The organism is Paenibacillus selenitireducens (assembly GCF_002021565.1).
In the GTDB taxonomy this organism is placed as follows: Bacteria; Bacillota; Bacilli; order Paenibacillales; family Paenibacillaceae; genus Paenibacillus_K; species Paenibacillus_K selenitireducens.
In genome coordinates this window covers 395570-412409 of record NZ_MSZX01000006.1, presented here as the reverse complement: position 1 = coordinate 412409, position 16840 = coordinate 395570, and the positions used below count along the sequence as shown (strand labels likewise).

The following is a 16840-nucleotide window of genomic DNA, read 5'->3' as shown; positions in this document are numbered from 1 at the left end:
CATTGAATATGGAGGCGTTGTCTTTGATGAGAAAAAAATGGACGAAGACGTTTGCTGGTACATTAAGTTTTGTATTGACTTTGGTACTTCTATTAAGTGCATGCAGCAGCAATAACGCAACACAGCCTGAACAACCTACAGGTGACAATTCAGGGGATAAAACGACTGCTCAAGAAGAATTGTTCACGGAAGTCGGTACGTATCCGATTGTTAAGAAACCAATGACGATCAAGATGTTCGCTCCGCAGTACCCATCGATCGAGAATATGGAGACGAATACGTATACGAAATATCTTGAAGAGAAAACCAATATCAAAATAGAGTGGGACCTCGTTCCGAATAATGCCTTAAATGATCGTAAGCAGCTCATGTTAGCAAGCGGCGACTACCCGGAAGTCATCTTGCAAGGGGATCTTAACAAGGAAGAGCAGATGAAATATGGCCAACAAGGCGTCTTCATTCCGCTGAATGATCTGATCGATAATTATGCACCGAATATTAAAAAAGCGATGAATGACATTTCGTATATGAAATCATCGATTACGGCACCGGACGGCAACATCTATGCGCTTCCGCAGGTCAATGAATGCTACCACTGCGATAATGCGTTGAAAATGTGGATTAACAAAGCATGGTTGGATAAATTAGGGCTTGCTGTGCCGACAACGACGGATGAATTCTATGCGGTCTTGAAAGCGTTTAAAGAGAAGGACCCGAACGGAAACGGCAAGGCAGATGAAATTCCGTTGACAGGATCGGATGAGATGTGGACAGGGAACGTCTCCGCATTTTTGATGAACTCGTTCATCGTAGACGACTATACGGAGAAAGGTGCAGGTACTTTCCTTCGTGCCGTGGATGGCAAAGTAGATTTTGTCGCGAACAAAGAAGAATGGAAGCAAGGCCTCATATATTTGAACAAATTGTACAAAGAAGGACTTATTGATCCTGCGGCTTTCACGCAAAACGCGGATGCCATTCAACAGCTTGCGAACAAAGAGCCAGACAACGTCATGGGAGCACTGTCAACTGCGTTGATCAGCTACGCATACAGCATGGACAGCAAGGCACCTCGCCATAAAGATTATGTTGCTGTTCCGCCGCTGAAAGGACCGAATGGTGTCCAACAAACACTTAACTTTGCAGGGATTACGAGTGCAAAATTTGCGATCACGAATAAAGCCACACCAGAGCAACAGATTGCTGCGATTCGTTTGGCAGACTACTTGTATACAGAAGAGTCCATATTGCTTCAGGAATATGGTCCGGAAGGAAAAAGATGGCACAAAGCCAAAGATGGCGAACTGGATATCAACGGAAAACAAGCGGTATATACTTCGGTTCCTGAAACGGACAAAAAGCCTACACATAATGACGGTTGGGAACAAATCGGCCCTTCGTTAAGAACGTATGCTTATCGCGCATCCTGGACGGCTCCACAAGATATGTTGGCTGATGACGGATATGGCACGCGATTGAATAAAGTATCAGATCAGTATGCGCCGTACCATTCGAAAGAGCAATATCCTAACGGTCTATTCATTGCCCTCGAGGATGCTGAGCTGGCTGCCCAGATCAAAACAACCTTAGGCGACTATGTGAAGTCGAACATGGCGCAGTTCATTACGGGCTCGAAAGATATTAACAAGGATTGGGATGCTTATGTGAAGGGCTTGGATGGATTGCAGTTAACGCAATATTTAGAAATCTATCAGAAAGCACTAGCTTCGAAAAAATAACGGCTTGTTGTGTGCTATCTCCCTTAGGTAGGGTTGTTACCTTGCCTAAGGGAATTGTCCATCAAGGGAATCGAGCTTGGAGGGATTTTGGTGAGTGACGTCAATGTTGAACAACTTGAAGTCGAAGTCATGAATGAACCAGAAGTTGAAGAAGGCGTGCACAATTATAGCGATGAATCCGGATGGGTGAAGCCGACGGACCCGATGTTGTTGGAACGCTTGGAATGGTTCAAGGATCAGAAAATCGGACTGATGATGCACTGGGGACCCTACTCACAGGTTGGACTGGTCGAATCTTGGGCTTTAAGCGATGCGGATGGGGATTGGTCACGTGATGGTGTCGATTGGACCGAGGATATGGAGCATTTCAAACGTGAATATTTTGATCTAAATAAGACATTTCATCCCATCCGCTTCCAGCCGGAACGATGGGCTGCGTTGGCAGCGGAGACCGGATTCAAATATCTGACCTTTACGACCAAACATCATGACGGATTCTGCATGTGGGATACACACACCACGGATTATCGGATTACCGGTCCGGATACGCCGTTCCACATGCATAAGTACGCCGATATTTGTAGGCATCTGTTCGAGGCGTTTCGGGAAAAGGGGCTAGCCATTTCCGCGTATTTCTCCAAAGCCGATTGGCATACGCCGTATTACTGGGCGCCAGGCATGGAACGCGGAAGTTCGATGTGGCGTGGACCTTCGTATGATCCCACGCAGTATCCTTGGCTGTGGGAGCAATTCGTGGATTACACCCATCAACAGATCGAAGAGCTGCTAACGCGATACGGACGAATTGATATGTTATGGCTCGATGCAGGTTGGGTACGCGGCGGCGAGCGGAAGCAGGATATCCGGCTAGGTGAAATCGTAGAGAAAATGCGTCAACGTCAACCATGGTTGCTGGCCGTTGATCGTACCGTCGGCGGCCCTTATGAAAACGTTGTTACACCTGAACAGACCATTCCAAAACATGCGATGCATATTCCTTGGGAAAGCTGCATCACAATGGGGACGTCTTTCTCCTTCCGTTACGAAGATACCTACAAGTCCGGACGTGAGATCGTGCACATCTTGCTCGAAATCGTCTCGAAAGGCGGAAATCTAGCGTTAAATGTAGGACCTCAACCGGATGGACGATTACCCGAAGGGGCTGTTCGCAGCATGAAGGAATTAGGCGTATGGTTAGAGCAATACGGCGAGGCCGTGTACGGTACCCGGATTGCAGAGCCCTATTTCCAAGATGGGTATGCCTTTACGAAGAAGGGGACGGACATCTTCTGCTTCAAATTGTACAAGGATGAGCATGCATCGATCGAACAAGAAATGCAGATTCCTTATCCAGGAGAGGTGTCAGATATCCAATGGTTTGATACGGGTGAGACACTTCACTATACGCGCACGGATGTGGGATTCAAGGTAGAACTTCCAGAGACTGCTCTGCAAGGCATCTGTCCGATTGCTCATGTGATTCGGATTTTAACGTAAAAAAAGCCCTCACTGTCAGCTATCTGGCAGTGAGGGCTTCTCTTATTTAAACACTATAAAATCGAGTAAAGTACAGAACAAGATCACCATGCTAATCACTTGATTTAGCTTATAGGAAGCGACCTTCATCAGGTGACGGTTACTTGGCTTGATGATCCGGTGCTCCGTGAGCAGCAGAACGGTTGCAATCCCGATTCCGATCAAATAGATCCATCCCAAATCGCGAATCCAATAGAGACTGACAAGCAACATCACCATGATGAGATGTAGTCCCCGAGCGATAAAAAGCGCATCCTCGAACCCAAAGATGCTGGGCACGGACCAAAGTCCGTTTTTACGGTCGAATTCAATGTCTTGTGTGGCATAGATAATATCGAATCCAGCAATCCACAACATGACTATCGTACCGAGCACGAACGGGGTAAATGCGAAATGGCCTGTAACCGCGAACCATGCACCGATGGGTGCGGAAGCAATGGTAAATCCTAAGAACAAATGACATAGCCATGTGAAGCGTTTGGTGTAAGAATAAGCCGTAATAAGCGCGATCGCTACCGGCGATAATGCAAAGCATAACGGATTAAGCATCGCCGCTGCGAACACGAATAGGGCATAGTTTATAATAACGAACACAACAACTTCTTTGGTCAGTAATTGTTTCTTCGGCATATGCCGTTCTGCCGTACGCGGATTCAATGCATCGAACTTTAAATCCGCGACCCGGTTGAACGCGTTAGCGCCGTTTCGGGCGGCGACTAACGCGATGAGCGACCAGATGACAACATCGAGCGTAGGCCAGCCGTTGGAAGCCCATACGAGCGATATGATGGCAAATGGAAGCGAGAATAGGGTGTGCGAGAACATGACAAGCTCGCCGAAAAGCCTTATTTTGTTGACAGCGCGTATGACCATGATTCCTCCCCGGCGCATACATCCTCAAGGGAAGACAGCATCCGACGTATATTTGATTCGTGGATGACAAGTGGGGGTTGGAAGGCCAGCACATTCCGATGAATCCCATTCTTGCCCACAATAAAACCACGATTTTTCATGCATTCAATGACCTTATCGACCGCAGCCGCCCCTTGTTCCGGATCATTCGCGAACAGTTCCACGCCAACCATAAGCCCCATGCCCCGCACATCGGATATCCATTTGTATTTCTGCTGCAGGTCCTTCAGTCCGTTGAACAAAACTCTGCCCAGCTTCGAGGAGCGATGGACAAGTCGCTCATTCTCAATATAATCCAGAACGGCCATCGCTGTGACGGAGGCTACAGGATTGCCGCCAAAAGTCGATGCCGAAGGTTTGTTAAAGGAATTCGCGATTTCGTTCGTTGTCGAGAAACAGCCGATCGGTGTTCCATTTCCAAGCGCCTTCGCCATGGACATGATATCAGGAACAACATTATAGTGTTCCATCGCGAACATTTTCCCCGTACGGCCGAACCCGGTCTGAATTTCATCGGCAATCAGCAGCACATTATGCGCTTTGAGCAGCGCTTGAACTTCTTGGAAATAATGTTTGGCAGGTGCGATGATCCCGCCATTACCTTGAATCGGCTCGACGATCATGGCTGCAATGGAATCGCCCTTCTCTGCGAGCACCTTACGTAATGCCTCAATAGAACGATTCGCCGCTTCCTCGAGTGATACGTTCGGGTCATAAGGACGCGGAATGAAGTTTACGTTCGGGTCTAAATTCGGATCGGTTCGCCACATCGGAATGCCTGTAACGCTCATAGTCAGATATGTCCGACCATGCAAACCGTATTCCAGCGCGATGAAATCACGCTTGCCTGTATGAAGGCGTGCCGCTAGCAGTGCGCCTTCATTGGCTTCCGAACCACTGTTGCAGAAGAAGGTGCGACATAGATTCCCTGGCAAGATGGATGCCATTTTCTCTGCTAAATCCACCATAGGTTGCGTTAAATAAATGGTGGAGGTGTGCTGTAGGGTTTCTAGCTGTTTGATCGTAGCTCTTGTAATATGTTCATTGCAGTGACCGCAAGCGACAACCGATACGCCTGCGAAAAAATCAACGAACGGCGTATCCTTATCATCGTACAAATACTGCATGTGTCCTCGAACGATTTGCGGCGGGTTCTTATAAAAATGGCTGGTACAAGGAAACATGTAATGCTTACGCTTGGCAATAATTTGATCCGCTCCGATAGAGGTAGTCATCGGGAATGCTCCTTTCGATGGGTCATTTTTGTAGTACTGCTTCAACGGGTTCAGCTTCCTGAGCCACTTGGCCGAACGACAAGGTACCTAACGTATATCCCGCATAAACAGGAGGTAATTCTGTATATAACGCTGCGCTCTGCACAGGTGACTGCAATGCTTGCCGATACGTGCGAATGATCTTGCGTAATGAATCGACGGCATAGGTGCTGCCTTCGATGCGGAAATGCCGGACCCCTGCTTGAAGCAGTTCTTGGAGCAGCGGCAAATAGCAGATCTCCTTCGCTGTTGTCAGGTGATTGCGACCGTATTGATCGCGGTAGACCGGGTTTTCGCCTTTATCCGTCATGAGCACCAAGTGCTGATTGTGCACATATTTGTTCTCTTCTTCCCCGATCGGATCGAAGACTTCCGTATTGTCATATAAATCGAGTTCCAGGTACATCACGACAGGCGTTCCATGGACGACCACTTCCATCGGGACGTTATTATGTTCCAGCAATTCGGTGAAATGCTGCAGCGGCAGCTCGATGGATGAAGTGAACCGTTCCAATCCATGCTGTTGATAGAACATAGCTGCTTGATTGTTGGAAATGTTCAGGTTATAGTCACCAATCATCTTCAGACCGAGATGTCTAAACTTATGCATGGCCCCCACATTGGTCACGACGATCCCATCGATTCCTAAGTCAGAGGTTTCTAATAGTTGGGCATATTGTTCAAACTGCAACTCCGTCATCATGCGCGGAAGCCCGAGATAGATGTTGGATGAGCCTTTCATCGCGGTTAATTCGATAATCTCTTGTTTCGTGAACGGACGGTCAGGAGCATACACATCTCCTGCCAGGTAGATATGCTCAACGCCTTCTTCGATCGCAACCTTCGCTTGTGCCGCATTGTTCACGCGAATGGAAAGATCTGCTGGCGCAGATGATGGCCGTTGAACGGTTGAGACTGCGGATTTCACTTCATTCAGGCGTTCCTCTTGAATGCTGCGCTCCGGTGTTGGCGTACTGAATACTTTACCAGTACTGTAGAACTTCCCGGTACCTTCATAGCGACGATTAATATAGGATAAGCCCGGTTTGCCGAAAGCATAAGCGGTCGAGAAATCGCGTTTGCGATTATCGAAAATCTCCTCGGAATTTTGAGACCGGTTGTAACCGATTGGATCGGCAATATAACGGTCAATCGCATCGCCATAGCTATTAATGAGCATTGTGACAAATTCTTTGTCGCGCATACGCCCTTCGATTTTGAAGGAAGTAATGCCGGATTCGATTAATTCCGGAATATATTCGTAGAGATTCATGTCTTTGGCTGCTAACGGGTATTCCGTCGGATAAATAAACCCGTCTTTCTTCACGCGATAATCCCAGCGGCATGGCTTCATGCATTGACCGCGATTACTGCTCATTCCGAAGAGCATCGAGCTGAAGTGGCAGTTGGCACCGTGCACCGTACACATATCCCCGTGCACAAAGTATTCGAATTCCATCCCCGTCTTCGCTTGAAGATAACGGGCGGTTTGCAAGTCCATCTCCCGGGATGCGACTACACGAGTAACGCCGAGCTCTGCAAGGAACCGAATCATCTCAAGGTTGTGTACGTTCATCATGACGGAAGAGTGGACCTTGATGTCCAAGCCCATATCCCGAATCAAGGATAGAATAGCAAAATCCTGGACGATGATCGCATCAGGCTGCGCTTCATGAATGAATTGCAGGTACTGTCTTGCATCATCCATGTCCGTCTCGTTAACCAAATTGTTCAAAGTAATATATACACGTTTGCCGAGGGAATGCGCGATGGAAATCGCCTGGTTAATTTCCTCATAACTCAAGTTGTAGCCTTTGCGCATCATACGCATGTTCAGGCTAGGTCCACCGAAATATACGGCATCACAATTCGTACGAATAACAGTTTCAAATATATCGAACGTGCCTGCGGGTGCTAGTAGTTCTACTTCTTTTCCATTAAAATATCGTGCCATCTGAATTACCTCCATCATCTATAACGCTTATAATTTATATAAAAAATACAAGAATACCTAAGAGAACAAATATCGACAAAAATAAGGTGTCCTGCTTCTGCCAGGTTAATATAAAGTACTTGGAACGTGGCGCATCCAATTGATAACCCCGGGATTCCATCGAATTCACCAAGTCCTCCGCACGGCGAAATGCGCAGACGGTAACAGGGACGAGCAGTGCAATCATCGTTTTCGCTTTATCCTTCCACGGAAGCTCCTTCAAGTCTGCTCCCCGTGAAGCTTGAGCCTTCACAATGCGCTGTGTTTCCTCGAGAATTGTCGGGATAAAACGCAGCGCGATCGTTAGCATCAACGCAATTTTCTGTGCTGAGATCCGGAAGATGGACAAAGGCTTCAATATGTCCTCCAAACCTTGTGTGAGCTTGGCGGGCGCCGTCGTAAAAGTAAGAAGTGCTGTAAACGAAACGAACAAGAACATACGCCATACAGTAAATACCGCCGTTAGGATTCCTCCGCTATATATTTGAATCGGCCCCCAGGAGACCAGCAGTTCACCGCCGCTCTCAAGAAAGATTTGAAAAAGAAAAATAAAGAGCATGAGATATTTCAAGGGACGTACCGCGCGCCAATAGGTCGTGAGTTTAATCCGCGTGCTGTATAGAACGATCTGCGAGGTCGCCGTCACCACGATAAAATCAGTCAGCGATTGAAGCATTACAACGATAACGGCAAACAGCGCCATCGCCGTCATTTTGGATCTGGGGTCCAATTGATGTACCCAAGATCCCGTCTCAATCACTCTGCCGAAGATGAACTTTTGCTGCATGCGACACCTCGCCTTCTACACTTGTATACCATGCTGTCATCATGCGATCGATTTGGTGCGCGACCCATTCGATAGAGAACGTTGCCCGCTCATTTGGCGTCGAGAGTGCTACCGCCTGATGGGTGATCAACTCGCAGGTTCGTAAGATTTGAAAAGGTTTGGGAATCGCCATCTTACATTTCTTCAGCATCTCTGCTTGCTGGAACAGCTCCATATTGGAGCCCTCAAAGCCGATACGACCTTCATGCATTACGAGCAAGTGGTCTGTATAGGGAAGAACTTCATCTAATCGATGCGTTACCACAATCACCGTCTTGTTCTGCTGTTTGCATAGTTTGTGCAATAATTCCAGAAAATCTGCACGACTTTTGGGATCCAGCGTCGCGGTGGGTTCATCCAGCACCAGGACATCCGGATTCATTGCAAGCACAGAGGCGATCGCAACTTTACGCATTTGGCCGCCGCTTAATTGGAAAGGACTGCGGTCTAATAAATCCGTACCAAGTCCGACAAGTTCTAGCGCAGAAACAGCAAGTGCTTTGGCTTCATCCGTCGTCGCCCCGAAGTTCAGAGGACCGAAGCAGAGATCCTGTTCCACCGTTTCGGCGAATAATTGCTGTTCTGGGAACTGGAAGACAAGACCGATCCGTTGGCGCAGCTTCTTTACATCGTGAATCTTTTCACCTGGTGTGATCTGAAAATCCAGGATCTGCACACGACCAGACGTGGGCCGCAAGATTGCATTGAAGTGCTGGAGTAATGTCGATTTGCCAGATCCCGTGGGTCCAATAATCCCTACAAATTGACCTTCTTGAATTTGAAATTGTATACGGTCCAAGGCCAAATAGGATGGATCTGTGGGATAAGCATGGCTTACTTCGCTGAATACAATTGGCATAATTCCTCCACAATTCCGCGCTCATCTGGATGCAAATGAACCGGTAGGCGGTATTGGTGCTGAAGTTGACGAGCAAGACGCAAATAGAAGGAAGGTATCAAATGACACGGTTCCATAATGTCCGCTCGTTCCATCAGGGATAATGGCGTTCCATCCGCAATGACATGTCCTTCAGATAAAGCGATGACGCGATCGGAAGCTTCGATTTCATCGGCATCATGCGTGATGGATACGATGGTGTAGTCACCACTTCTACGCATCTGTTCCATGATAGCGAGTATTTCACGTCTGGCTTGCTCATCTAACATGGATGTTGCTTCATCAAAGATCACGATGCCGGGCTCCATCGCCAGAATGGCAGCAATAGCAGCGCGTTGTTTCTGTCCACCGGATAGTTCGCTTGGATGTCTCGCAAGAAACGGTGTAATGTTCAGTTTCTCCGCATAGTGGCGGACCCGCTCTTGCATCACATGCCGGTCCAATGCTAGATTCTCAAGGCCAAAGGCCATATCCTCCAGCACGGTCGTACCGACAAATTGATTCTCCGGATTCTGGAATACGAAGCCGATCTGCCTCCGGATGTCATATAAAGTATCCGGTGAAAGCAGCGTATCGCCGATTCGGATTTGCCCCTCACATGCTGAGAGCAGTCCATTGAACAATTTGACGAGCGTTGATTTTCCTGATCCGTTAGCCCCGATAATGGATACCCATTGTCCAGCTTCAATCGTGAACGAGATGTCCCGTAGAATTGCAGTATCTGGCGATTCGGGATACGAATAATGGACGTGATCCAATGATATGATGGGTCTCGTCATGAGTTTGCCCGTCCTTTAAATAAGGATAGTTTGGATAACGAAGCGATCAAATATTTCACCGCGAGTCCAATGAAGATCCCGGTTACGATTCCCGTCAGCATAAGTGCCGGCAAGTAGTAGAAAATCTTGGATGTCTTGAAAACAATCATCGCAGCGGTCAACTGACCTAAATTATGCGCAATACCGCCGGCGATGCTGATTCCGATTAAGCTGAAGGAGTTACGACCAAGCCGCATCAGGACGTACATGATCGCGAAGCTGAAGATCGCTCCAAAGAAACTGAATAAGAAACTGGAAAAGGTTCCGAAAATAAAGGCTGTAAGAATAGTCTTAAGAATGATGAGCATAAATGTATCTTTCCCGCTCAAGAAATAGAGACAGGTTAATACCATAATGTTGGCAAGACCTAGTTTGGCTCCGGGTACAGCGAAAGGCATAGGTACCATGGATTCGATAATACTTAGTACTACAGCGACGGCGGCGAAAATAGCTATCATCACCGTTCGCTTCAGCATGAGGGCAGATGAATTATTTGACGACGGCATCGAGTTCATCTCCTTGGTTCGAGTCATTGGTGTTCTCAATTTCCACCATCACACGATGGGGCAGGCAGATGATCGTATCGGATGTTCGGGTAATAAACCCGAAAGTCAGACATACTTTATCTGGGCAATCCGCATCGATCATTTCAATGCCATAATCATGAACTTTCAGTAAGTTGAAGTGACCGTCTTCGGTTTCTACTTTAATTTCTTGGGGTTCGGCCGTGAGTTCGACGGTCTGGTGTAATTTTCCGTTTATCGTAATTTTAGCGACTTTATTGCTGTGCGTTTTTTCACTTACTTCATGAGGGATTGCTTTTATGATGATGAAAATGATCGCAACGACAAGAACTCCGGCAATTAAGAACATATCTCCACGTTTTAGTTTCATTAAGTATGTTATCTCCTACTCTGTATTTATTCTGGATTATATACTTAAAAATTTAAACATTCTATGCGTGATGAAATGGAAAAATGGAACGATGTTTGATATAATGTTTGCTTACATTTTTGAGGAGGTAACTTCATGCCACGTTTCCAAAAGGTGTTTTTGGCCTTGATTCTCTGCGTACTCGCGGTTACCGGCTGTAGCGGGAAGCAGCAGGAATCCACCCTTAAGGAGCCATCCACGAATCAAGAAGCGGCTGTAACGCCGAAATCTAAGACCTATTTTGTATTTGATACTGTTGTTTCCATTCGAGTGTATGACAATAAAGTGACAGATCATCATTTTGCGGAAATCAAGGCGCTGCTCGATGATATTGAGAACAAAATGAGCCGAACGATAGAAACCAGTGATATATCAAAAGTCAATGCGAATGCAGGCAAACATCCGGTGCAAGTATCCGACGAGACATTTTATGTTGTGAAAACGGCGCAGAAATATTCAGAAATGTCCAAAGGCCGGTTTAACGTAGCGATCGGAACGTTGGTATCGCTATGGAATATTAACCATGAAGGTGCTCATGTGCCACCTCAGGCGAAGATCGACGAAGCGCTCAAGCATGTGAATTATACGAATCTTGTGCTCGACGAAGCGAAAAAAACGTTATTCCTGAAAGAAACCGATATGGCGCTGGATCTTGGCGGAATCGCCAAGGGGTATGCGGCGGATCGCGTTGCAGCGTATTTAACGGAACGCGAGATGAACAGCGCGATTATTGACTTGAGCGGGAATATTTTTGCGCTCGGGTTGAAGCCTGGCAATCAATTGTGGACGATTGGCATTCAAGATCCTAATGAATCTCGCGGGAACCAAATTGGCAGCATGAAAGTTGATAACCAGACGGTCGTTACATCCGGTATATACGAGCGATATTTTATCGAGAATGGCGTTCAATATCACCACATTTTAGATTCGAAGACAGGGTATCCGGTCGTCAATGACCTGAATAGCGTATCGATCATAACGGACCATTCGATTGATGCGGACGCGTTGTCGACGACATTGTTCGCTTTGGGGAAGGAAGAAGGAATGAAGTTCGTGGAAAATATGGCCAATACCGAAGCGATATTTATTACCAAGGATAAAAAGATCTACGCGACATCTGGGATGCGAGAGAAATTTACGTTAACGAATGATGCGTATGCATTTGCCAATTAAGGAAGAGCCTTATTTGACACCGGGCGTATTTTTCTTTATCATAGAGTATCAGCAATACGATTGAAAAATCTCTTAAATTAAAGGTGGTACTATGGCATACATTCCTAAAGTAATTGATTTCAAACTTTCAGATTATAACGAAAAAGAAGGCCTTTACCAATTTGTTGTTGAACTGCAAGACGGCATTAAGTGCAGAATGTTCTACAATAGATACCCGGAATGGACGGTCAAAAATATCAACCGATTGCATACGACACCTTGCCCGATCTGCCGTAGAGACTACATTTGCAAATGTATGGCGAACGTTGTAGACCAAATTCATGCACAGGTGCAAGATCGTGAATTGATCTCGTCGGTGCTATCTCAAGCGTAAAAAAGAATATCGCATAACAAGATAACGAACATGTCAACGAGCTTCTTGGCATGTTTTTTTCTTGCCATCATGCGTAGAGGAGAGGTGTTCAGGATGCTACGTAAGCATCGCGGTTTTATGTTTTGGCTGGTTCTCACCGTGATTTGGATGATTTTTATTTTTTATAAGTCAGCGCAGAGTTATCAAGAGCAAGATATTCGTCCATGGCTTGCCTCATGGATTCCGCAATATGTCATTGATCATGGACTGCCGCACTGGGAGTTCAACTATGACGGCGGCTTGGTCACATGGAAGAAGCCCTATGATTTTATTGAATTTTTTATACGTAAAGGCGGACATGTGACCGAATATGCCATTTTGACATTTTTATGGATTATGACGCTCTTATCGCATGCGACATGGCGTCGTATTGCGATTCCTGTAGGCGCCGTGCTTTCGATTCTTTATGCGGCATCGGATGAATGGCATCAGTCTTTTGTTCCGGGTCGGACAGGGCACGCCATTGATGTGGCTATGGATTCCGTCGGCGTATTGGTTGTTTCGTTCTTATTCATCCTTGTTCTTATGATTCGAAGCCGTATGAAGAAACGTCGAATTTCCTAAAGTAATGCAGGATTTTGTCATCAGATGGTGAATTAGTGGAAGATAATTCAAGAACCACATGATGAGGGATGGAATGAGAACGTTAAAGATACTTGGTATGATCGGTATATATATTTTTCTTTTTGCCGCTCAAGGACGTGCGTCTGCCGCCCCCTTAGTACATACGATGGAACAAGCCCGGGGCACACCGTATGCTGATCAAGGGATCTTGGATGCAAGCCAGTGGGATTTTGAGCGGGACGGTATCTTGAAGCTGGACGGTCAATGGCGGTTCTATTGGAATCAGCTGATTGACCCGAATACGTTCCTTCAAGGTAAGCTCCCGCCGCCAATGCACGTCGAGGTGCCGAATTCATGGACGAGCTACATAAAGGATGGCCATTTGTTATCGAACAAGGGTTATGCAACCTACCGGTTGAAGATACGTCTCCCGGATCATGAGGCAGGCCAACTGAAATCGATTCACGTGAATGACGTGGCATCCGCGTATAAGCTGTGGGTGAATGGCAAGCTTCTCTTATCCCAAGGGACGGTAGGACGCAGTTATGAAGAAATGGTACCGCACAATTACGCGCAGATCGGATCATTCCTGCCTGAACAATCCGATGTAGATATTGTGATTCAAGTATCTAGTTTTGTTCAGCGCAAAGCGGGCATATGGGAACATATTGAACTTGGTCAGGCGGATCAAATTGCGGATCAACGCGTGAAGCGGGTTGCGTACGAAGTTTTTTTGGCAGGAACCTTGCTCATGATCGGTTTGTATCATTGTTTATTTTATTTGCAACGTCGTCATACCAAAACTGCACTATTTTATGGACTGACATGTATTGCGGTTGGATTGCGGACCTTATTCTTGGGCCAGACGTTAGCTGTATTTTTTATTCCTCAAATTCCATGGGTTGCTTCCGTAAAGGTGGAGTACATTACCGCCTATACTGCCATTTTATGTTTTACATTCTTTATTCAAATTCAATTTCCACATGAACGACAACGTCTGCTCGGACATCTTACGATTGGATTACATATCACACTCATCCTCGTTGTCTTACTTACACCCGCTTATGTATACACGCACATTCTTAGTTACTATGTTTGGATTGTTCTGGTTGCCTTCATCAACTGGCTGTACATCGTGATTTTAGCGATTTGGCGACGTCGAGAAGGGGCTCTTTTTCAACTATTTTCCGTCATTATTCTGATCCCTTGCATTATCCTTGAAATTTTCTATTATACCGATCTACTCGGCTTCGCGGATATGATCTCTCTTGGGATGTTTATCAGCTTAACCCTGCAAGGCATGTGGCTTGCGAGGCAGTTCTCTAAATCATATGGTCAAGTCCAGCGGTTATCGCAGGAGCTAAGTCGATGGAACCAGACGTTGGAAGAAGGAATCCAGCTTCGTGCCGCCGAGCTAGAGCAGTCGAATCAAGAGTTGCTTCAAGTCAATCAGCATTTAAGTCAAATGGAGCAGTCCCTTCGCCATTTGTTATCGGATATCTCGCATGAGCTGGGTACGCCGTTAACGTCGATTCAAGGTTACATGAAAGCCATGATGGATGGTGTCATCGCACCGGGTCATCCCAAGTATATGCGGATGATTTATGAGAAGACGATGGTCATGGATCGATTAATCGGCGATCTCTTTGAGTTATCCAAATTAGAAGCCAAACAAATAGCATTTGACTTCCAAACCGTCACCGCCATTCCTTACCTGTCGAAGTTGTATGACAAATACAAATTAGATTTAGCCGGTTACGATTATGAGCTGGCTTTCGAACTGGATGCAGGCTTAGACGAGTCGTATACGGTGGAGTTGGATCCGGCACGCATGGAGCAGGTCATCGTCAATTTATTAAATAACGCGAAGCATCATACCGTTCCAGGTCGGGCGATTCACATCGAAGTTCAGATGAAGAAGGACGAGATGACGGTCCATATTCTGGATCATGGCTCGGGAATGGATGAAGCAGAAATACCGTACTTATTCGATCGATTCTACCGAGGCAAACATTCGCAGCGGAATAAATCGAAAGGATCTGGACTGGGTTTATCCATCTGCAAAGAGATCATTACGATTCACGGCGGAACGATTGGGATTCACAGCAAGCTAGGGGAAGGCAGCGATGTATATTTTGCGATTCCAGTAAGAAGGTCTTAACTGGGGAAGATGGGAGGAATAAGGCATGTCGACACAGACTGTGATGGTCATTGAGGATGATGCAGAAATTGGGGAGCTTATGGGCTTGTATCTTGAGCGTGAAGGATACCGAGTGGTTTATGCTGAGAGCGGGGAGCAGGGCCTTGAATTGCTGCCTGCCGCGAAACCGGACTTGATTCTCATGGATATTTTACTTCCCGGGATGAGCGGCATGACAGTATGCATGGAAGTGCGCAAAGTGTCTGAAATCCCGATTATCTTTATGAGTTGCAAGCGCGATAATGATGATATTGTGGAAGGCTTGTCTTTGGGCGGGAATGATTATATCACGAAACCATTTAACCCTTCGATCATGGTCGCACGGGTCAAGTCGAACCTGCGCCGTTCAGCTATTCTGGATATGGAGGGATCGCGAGAAAGTCTGTGGAGCCATGGACATTTGGAGATTGATCTCCGGAATGAAGTGGTTCGTGTCCGTGGGAAGCAGGTTCCTTTATTCGTGAAGGAGCGGCAACTCTTGTTCTACCTGCTGAAGAATCCGAATCGGGTTTTCAGCATCTCTCATCTCTTTGAGCATATATGGGGGGCAGATCGGGAAAGTGATGAGCGGACCGTTATGGTACATATGAGCAATTTGCGCAAAAAAATCGAAGATGATCCGAGCAGCCCGCAATACGTAAGAACCGTTCGAGGTGTAGGATATAAGTTTCATATGGAGTAGGTTGTATTATCTTAGGGAATCTTCACGATATCGCCCTGGCGTAATTCCTGTCATGGCTTTGAACGTCTTCGCGAAATGGTGTACATCCGTAAACCCGCAGTACTCACTTACTTTTTTGATGGATTGACCGTCTCTTAACAGCTCCTCAGCATGTTCGATTCGGAGTTTTAACAAGTACTGATGCGGTGTCATGCCGAAATATTGTTTGAATAGGACCGTGAACCTTGATTCAGATAATCCAGCCCTTTTCGCCATATCATGAATGGTAATCGGTTCGGAGATGTGGAAAGCGAAGTAGGAGGTAATCCAGTTCAAAAAGGGTTTGGCTTGTGTTCGAACGGGGGCTGATATCATGTATTGCTTCATAAAAGCGGCAATCCACTCATGCACCAGTTGATGTGCCTCTAGTTTGCCAATATAGGTTTGCAGCTGCCAGCTTTCAATGATTTTAAAGACGAGATCTCTCATTCGCTGGGGTTGGTCAAGCTCTAATTTCACCGGTACGTTGAAGCCGTCACAATGATTGAGTCTCGGCTGCATGAAGGATGCGTGCAGGCTCAGATCCACTTGACCAGGACCGGTGATAAAGCTGTTCTTTTTTTGTGTGTTATAGAAAAAATCCAAATGAATATATGGGTTTATCGTATTTGTCATGCCTCGAATCGTATGGATGTCCCCAGGCTGCAGCAGCGCCCAATCCCCTTCTTTTAATACATGCGTGTCTCCGTCAACTTGAATCTCAAATAAGCCTTCCTGTACATAAAAAATAATATAGTCCAATAAGTTGCGTTTACCCAATAGAAAGGGCGGACGGATCGCGTAGTCGGCGTTGCGTATGTAAGGTACAAGTTCGAATTCCTCGATATGCATGATATGCCTC

16 protein-coding genes are annotated in these 16840 nt (G+C 46.4%); 7 read left to right on the top strand and 9 right to left on the bottom strand.

What is annotated here, in order from left to right:
* The first annotated feature begins 26 nt into the window (after positions 1–26).
* A complete protein-coding gene (locus tag BVG16_RS17640; protein WP_233147072.1) occupies positions 27–1739 on the top strand; it encodes an ABC transporter substrate-binding protein in 1713 nt (570 codons plus the stop codon).
* Positions 1740–1868: 129 nt separating this feature from the next.
* A complete protein-coding gene (locus BVG16_RS17635; RefSeq protein ID WP_078500164.1) occupies positions 1869–3236 on the top strand; it encodes an alpha-L-fucosidase in 1368 nt (455 codons plus the stop codon).
* Between the two features lie 42 nt (positions 3237–3278).
* On the opposite strand, the gene BVG16_RS17630 is transcribed toward BVG16_RS17635, so the two are convergent.
* From BVG16_RS17630 to BVG16_RS17595, 8 genes are read right to left on the bottom strand one after another with little or no spacing between them, the layout of a single operon-like run.
* Positions 3279–4148, bottom strand: coding sequence for a UbiA-like polyprenyltransferase (locus BVG16_RS17630; protein ID WP_078500075.1), 870 nt, complete (start codon positions 4146–4148; stop codon positions 3279–3281).
* Positions 4121–5422, bottom strand: a complete 1302-nt coding sequence (locus tag BVG16_RS17625) for an aspartate aminotransferase family protein (RefSeq protein ID WP_078500162.1) — start codon at positions 5420–5422, stop codon at positions 4121–4123. The genes BVG16_RS17630 and BVG16_RS17625 overlap by 28 nt, the downstream gene beginning before the upstream one ends.
* 22 nt (positions 5423–5444) lie before the next feature.
* Positions 5445–7415: a peptidase U32 family protein gene (locus BVG16_RS17620; protein ID WP_078500073.1), complete on the bottom strand. Its 1971-nt coding sequence runs from the start codon at positions 7413–7415 to the stop codon at positions 5445–5447.
* A 34-nt stretch (positions 7416–7449) separates the two neighbouring features.
* The gene (locus BVG16_RS17615) at positions 7450–8241 is read right to left on the bottom strand and encodes an energy-coupling factor transporter transmembrane component T family protein (RefSeq protein ID WP_078500160.1); all 792 of its coding nucleotides are present in this window, start codon (positions 8239–8241) and stop codon (positions 7450–7452) included.
* On the bottom strand, positions 8207–9139 hold the full coding sequence (locus BVG16_RS17610; protein WP_078500071.1) for an energy-coupling factor transporter ATPase: 933 nt from the start codon (positions 9137–9139) through the stop codon (positions 8207–8209). The genes BVG16_RS17615 and BVG16_RS17610 overlap by 35 nt, the downstream gene beginning before the upstream one ends.
* A complete protein-coding gene (locus tag BVG16_RS17605; protein WP_078500069.1) occupies positions 9115–9957 on the bottom strand; it encodes an ATP-binding cassette domain-containing protein in 843 nt (280 codons plus the stop codon). Before BVG16_RS17605 ends, BVG16_RS17610 begins: the two co-directional genes overlap by 25 nt.
* The gene (locus tag BVG16_RS17600) at positions 9954–10502 is read right to left on the bottom strand and encodes a Gx transporter family protein (protein ID WP_078500067.1); all 549 of its coding nucleotides are present in this window, start codon (positions 10500–10502) and stop codon (positions 9954–9956) included. The genes BVG16_RS17605 and BVG16_RS17600 overlap by 4 nt, the downstream gene beginning before the upstream one ends.
* Complete coding sequence (locus BVG16_RS17595) at positions 10486–10890, bottom strand: NusG domain II-containing protein (protein WP_078500065.1); 405 nt, start codon at positions 10888–10890, stop codon at positions 10486–10488. The genes BVG16_RS17600 and BVG16_RS17595 overlap by 17 nt, the downstream gene beginning before the upstream one ends.
* A gap of 135 nt (positions 10891–11025) precedes the next feature.
* Between BVG16_RS17595 and BVG16_RS17590 the strand changes: the two genes are divergently transcribed.
* From BVG16_RS17590 to BVG16_RS17570, 5 genes are all read left to right on the top strand, one after another.
* Positions 11026–12102, top strand: coding sequence for an FAD:protein FMN transferase (locus BVG16_RS17590; RefSeq protein ID WP_078500063.1), 1077 nt, complete (start codon positions 11026–11028; stop codon positions 12100–12102).
* A gap of 91 nt (positions 12103–12193) precedes the next feature.
* A complete protein-coding gene (locus tag BVG16_RS17585) occupies positions 12194–12475 on the top strand; it encodes a hypothetical protein (protein ID WP_078500061.1) in 282 nt (93 codons plus the stop codon).
* A 93-nt stretch (positions 12476–12568) separates the two neighbouring features.
* On the top strand, positions 12569–13078 hold the full coding sequence (locus tag BVG16_RS17580; protein WP_078500059.1) for a VanZ family protein: 510 nt from the start codon (positions 12569–12571) through the stop codon (positions 13076–13078).
* 73 nt (positions 13079–13151) lie between these two features.
* Positions 13152–15239, top strand: coding sequence for an ATP-binding protein (locus BVG16_RS17575; RefSeq protein WP_158081722.1), 2088 nt, complete (start codon positions 13152–13154; stop codon positions 15237–15239).
* Positions 15240–15264: 25 nt separating this feature from the next.
* The gene (locus BVG16_RS17570) at positions 15265–15960 is read left to right on the top strand and encodes a response regulator transcription factor (protein ID WP_078500055.1); all 696 of its coding nucleotides are present in this window, start codon (positions 15265–15267) and stop codon (positions 15958–15960) included.
* Between the two features lie 6 nt (positions 15961–15966).
* Here the strand turns inward: BVG16_RS17570 and BVG16_RS17565 are convergent, their stop codons facing one another.
* On the bottom strand, positions 15967–16830 hold the full coding sequence (locus tag BVG16_RS17565; RefSeq protein ID WP_158081721.1) for a helix-turn-helix domain-containing protein: 864 nt from the start codon (positions 16828–16830) through the stop codon (positions 15967–15969).
* Between the last annotated feature and the right edge of the window lie 10 nt (positions 16831–16840).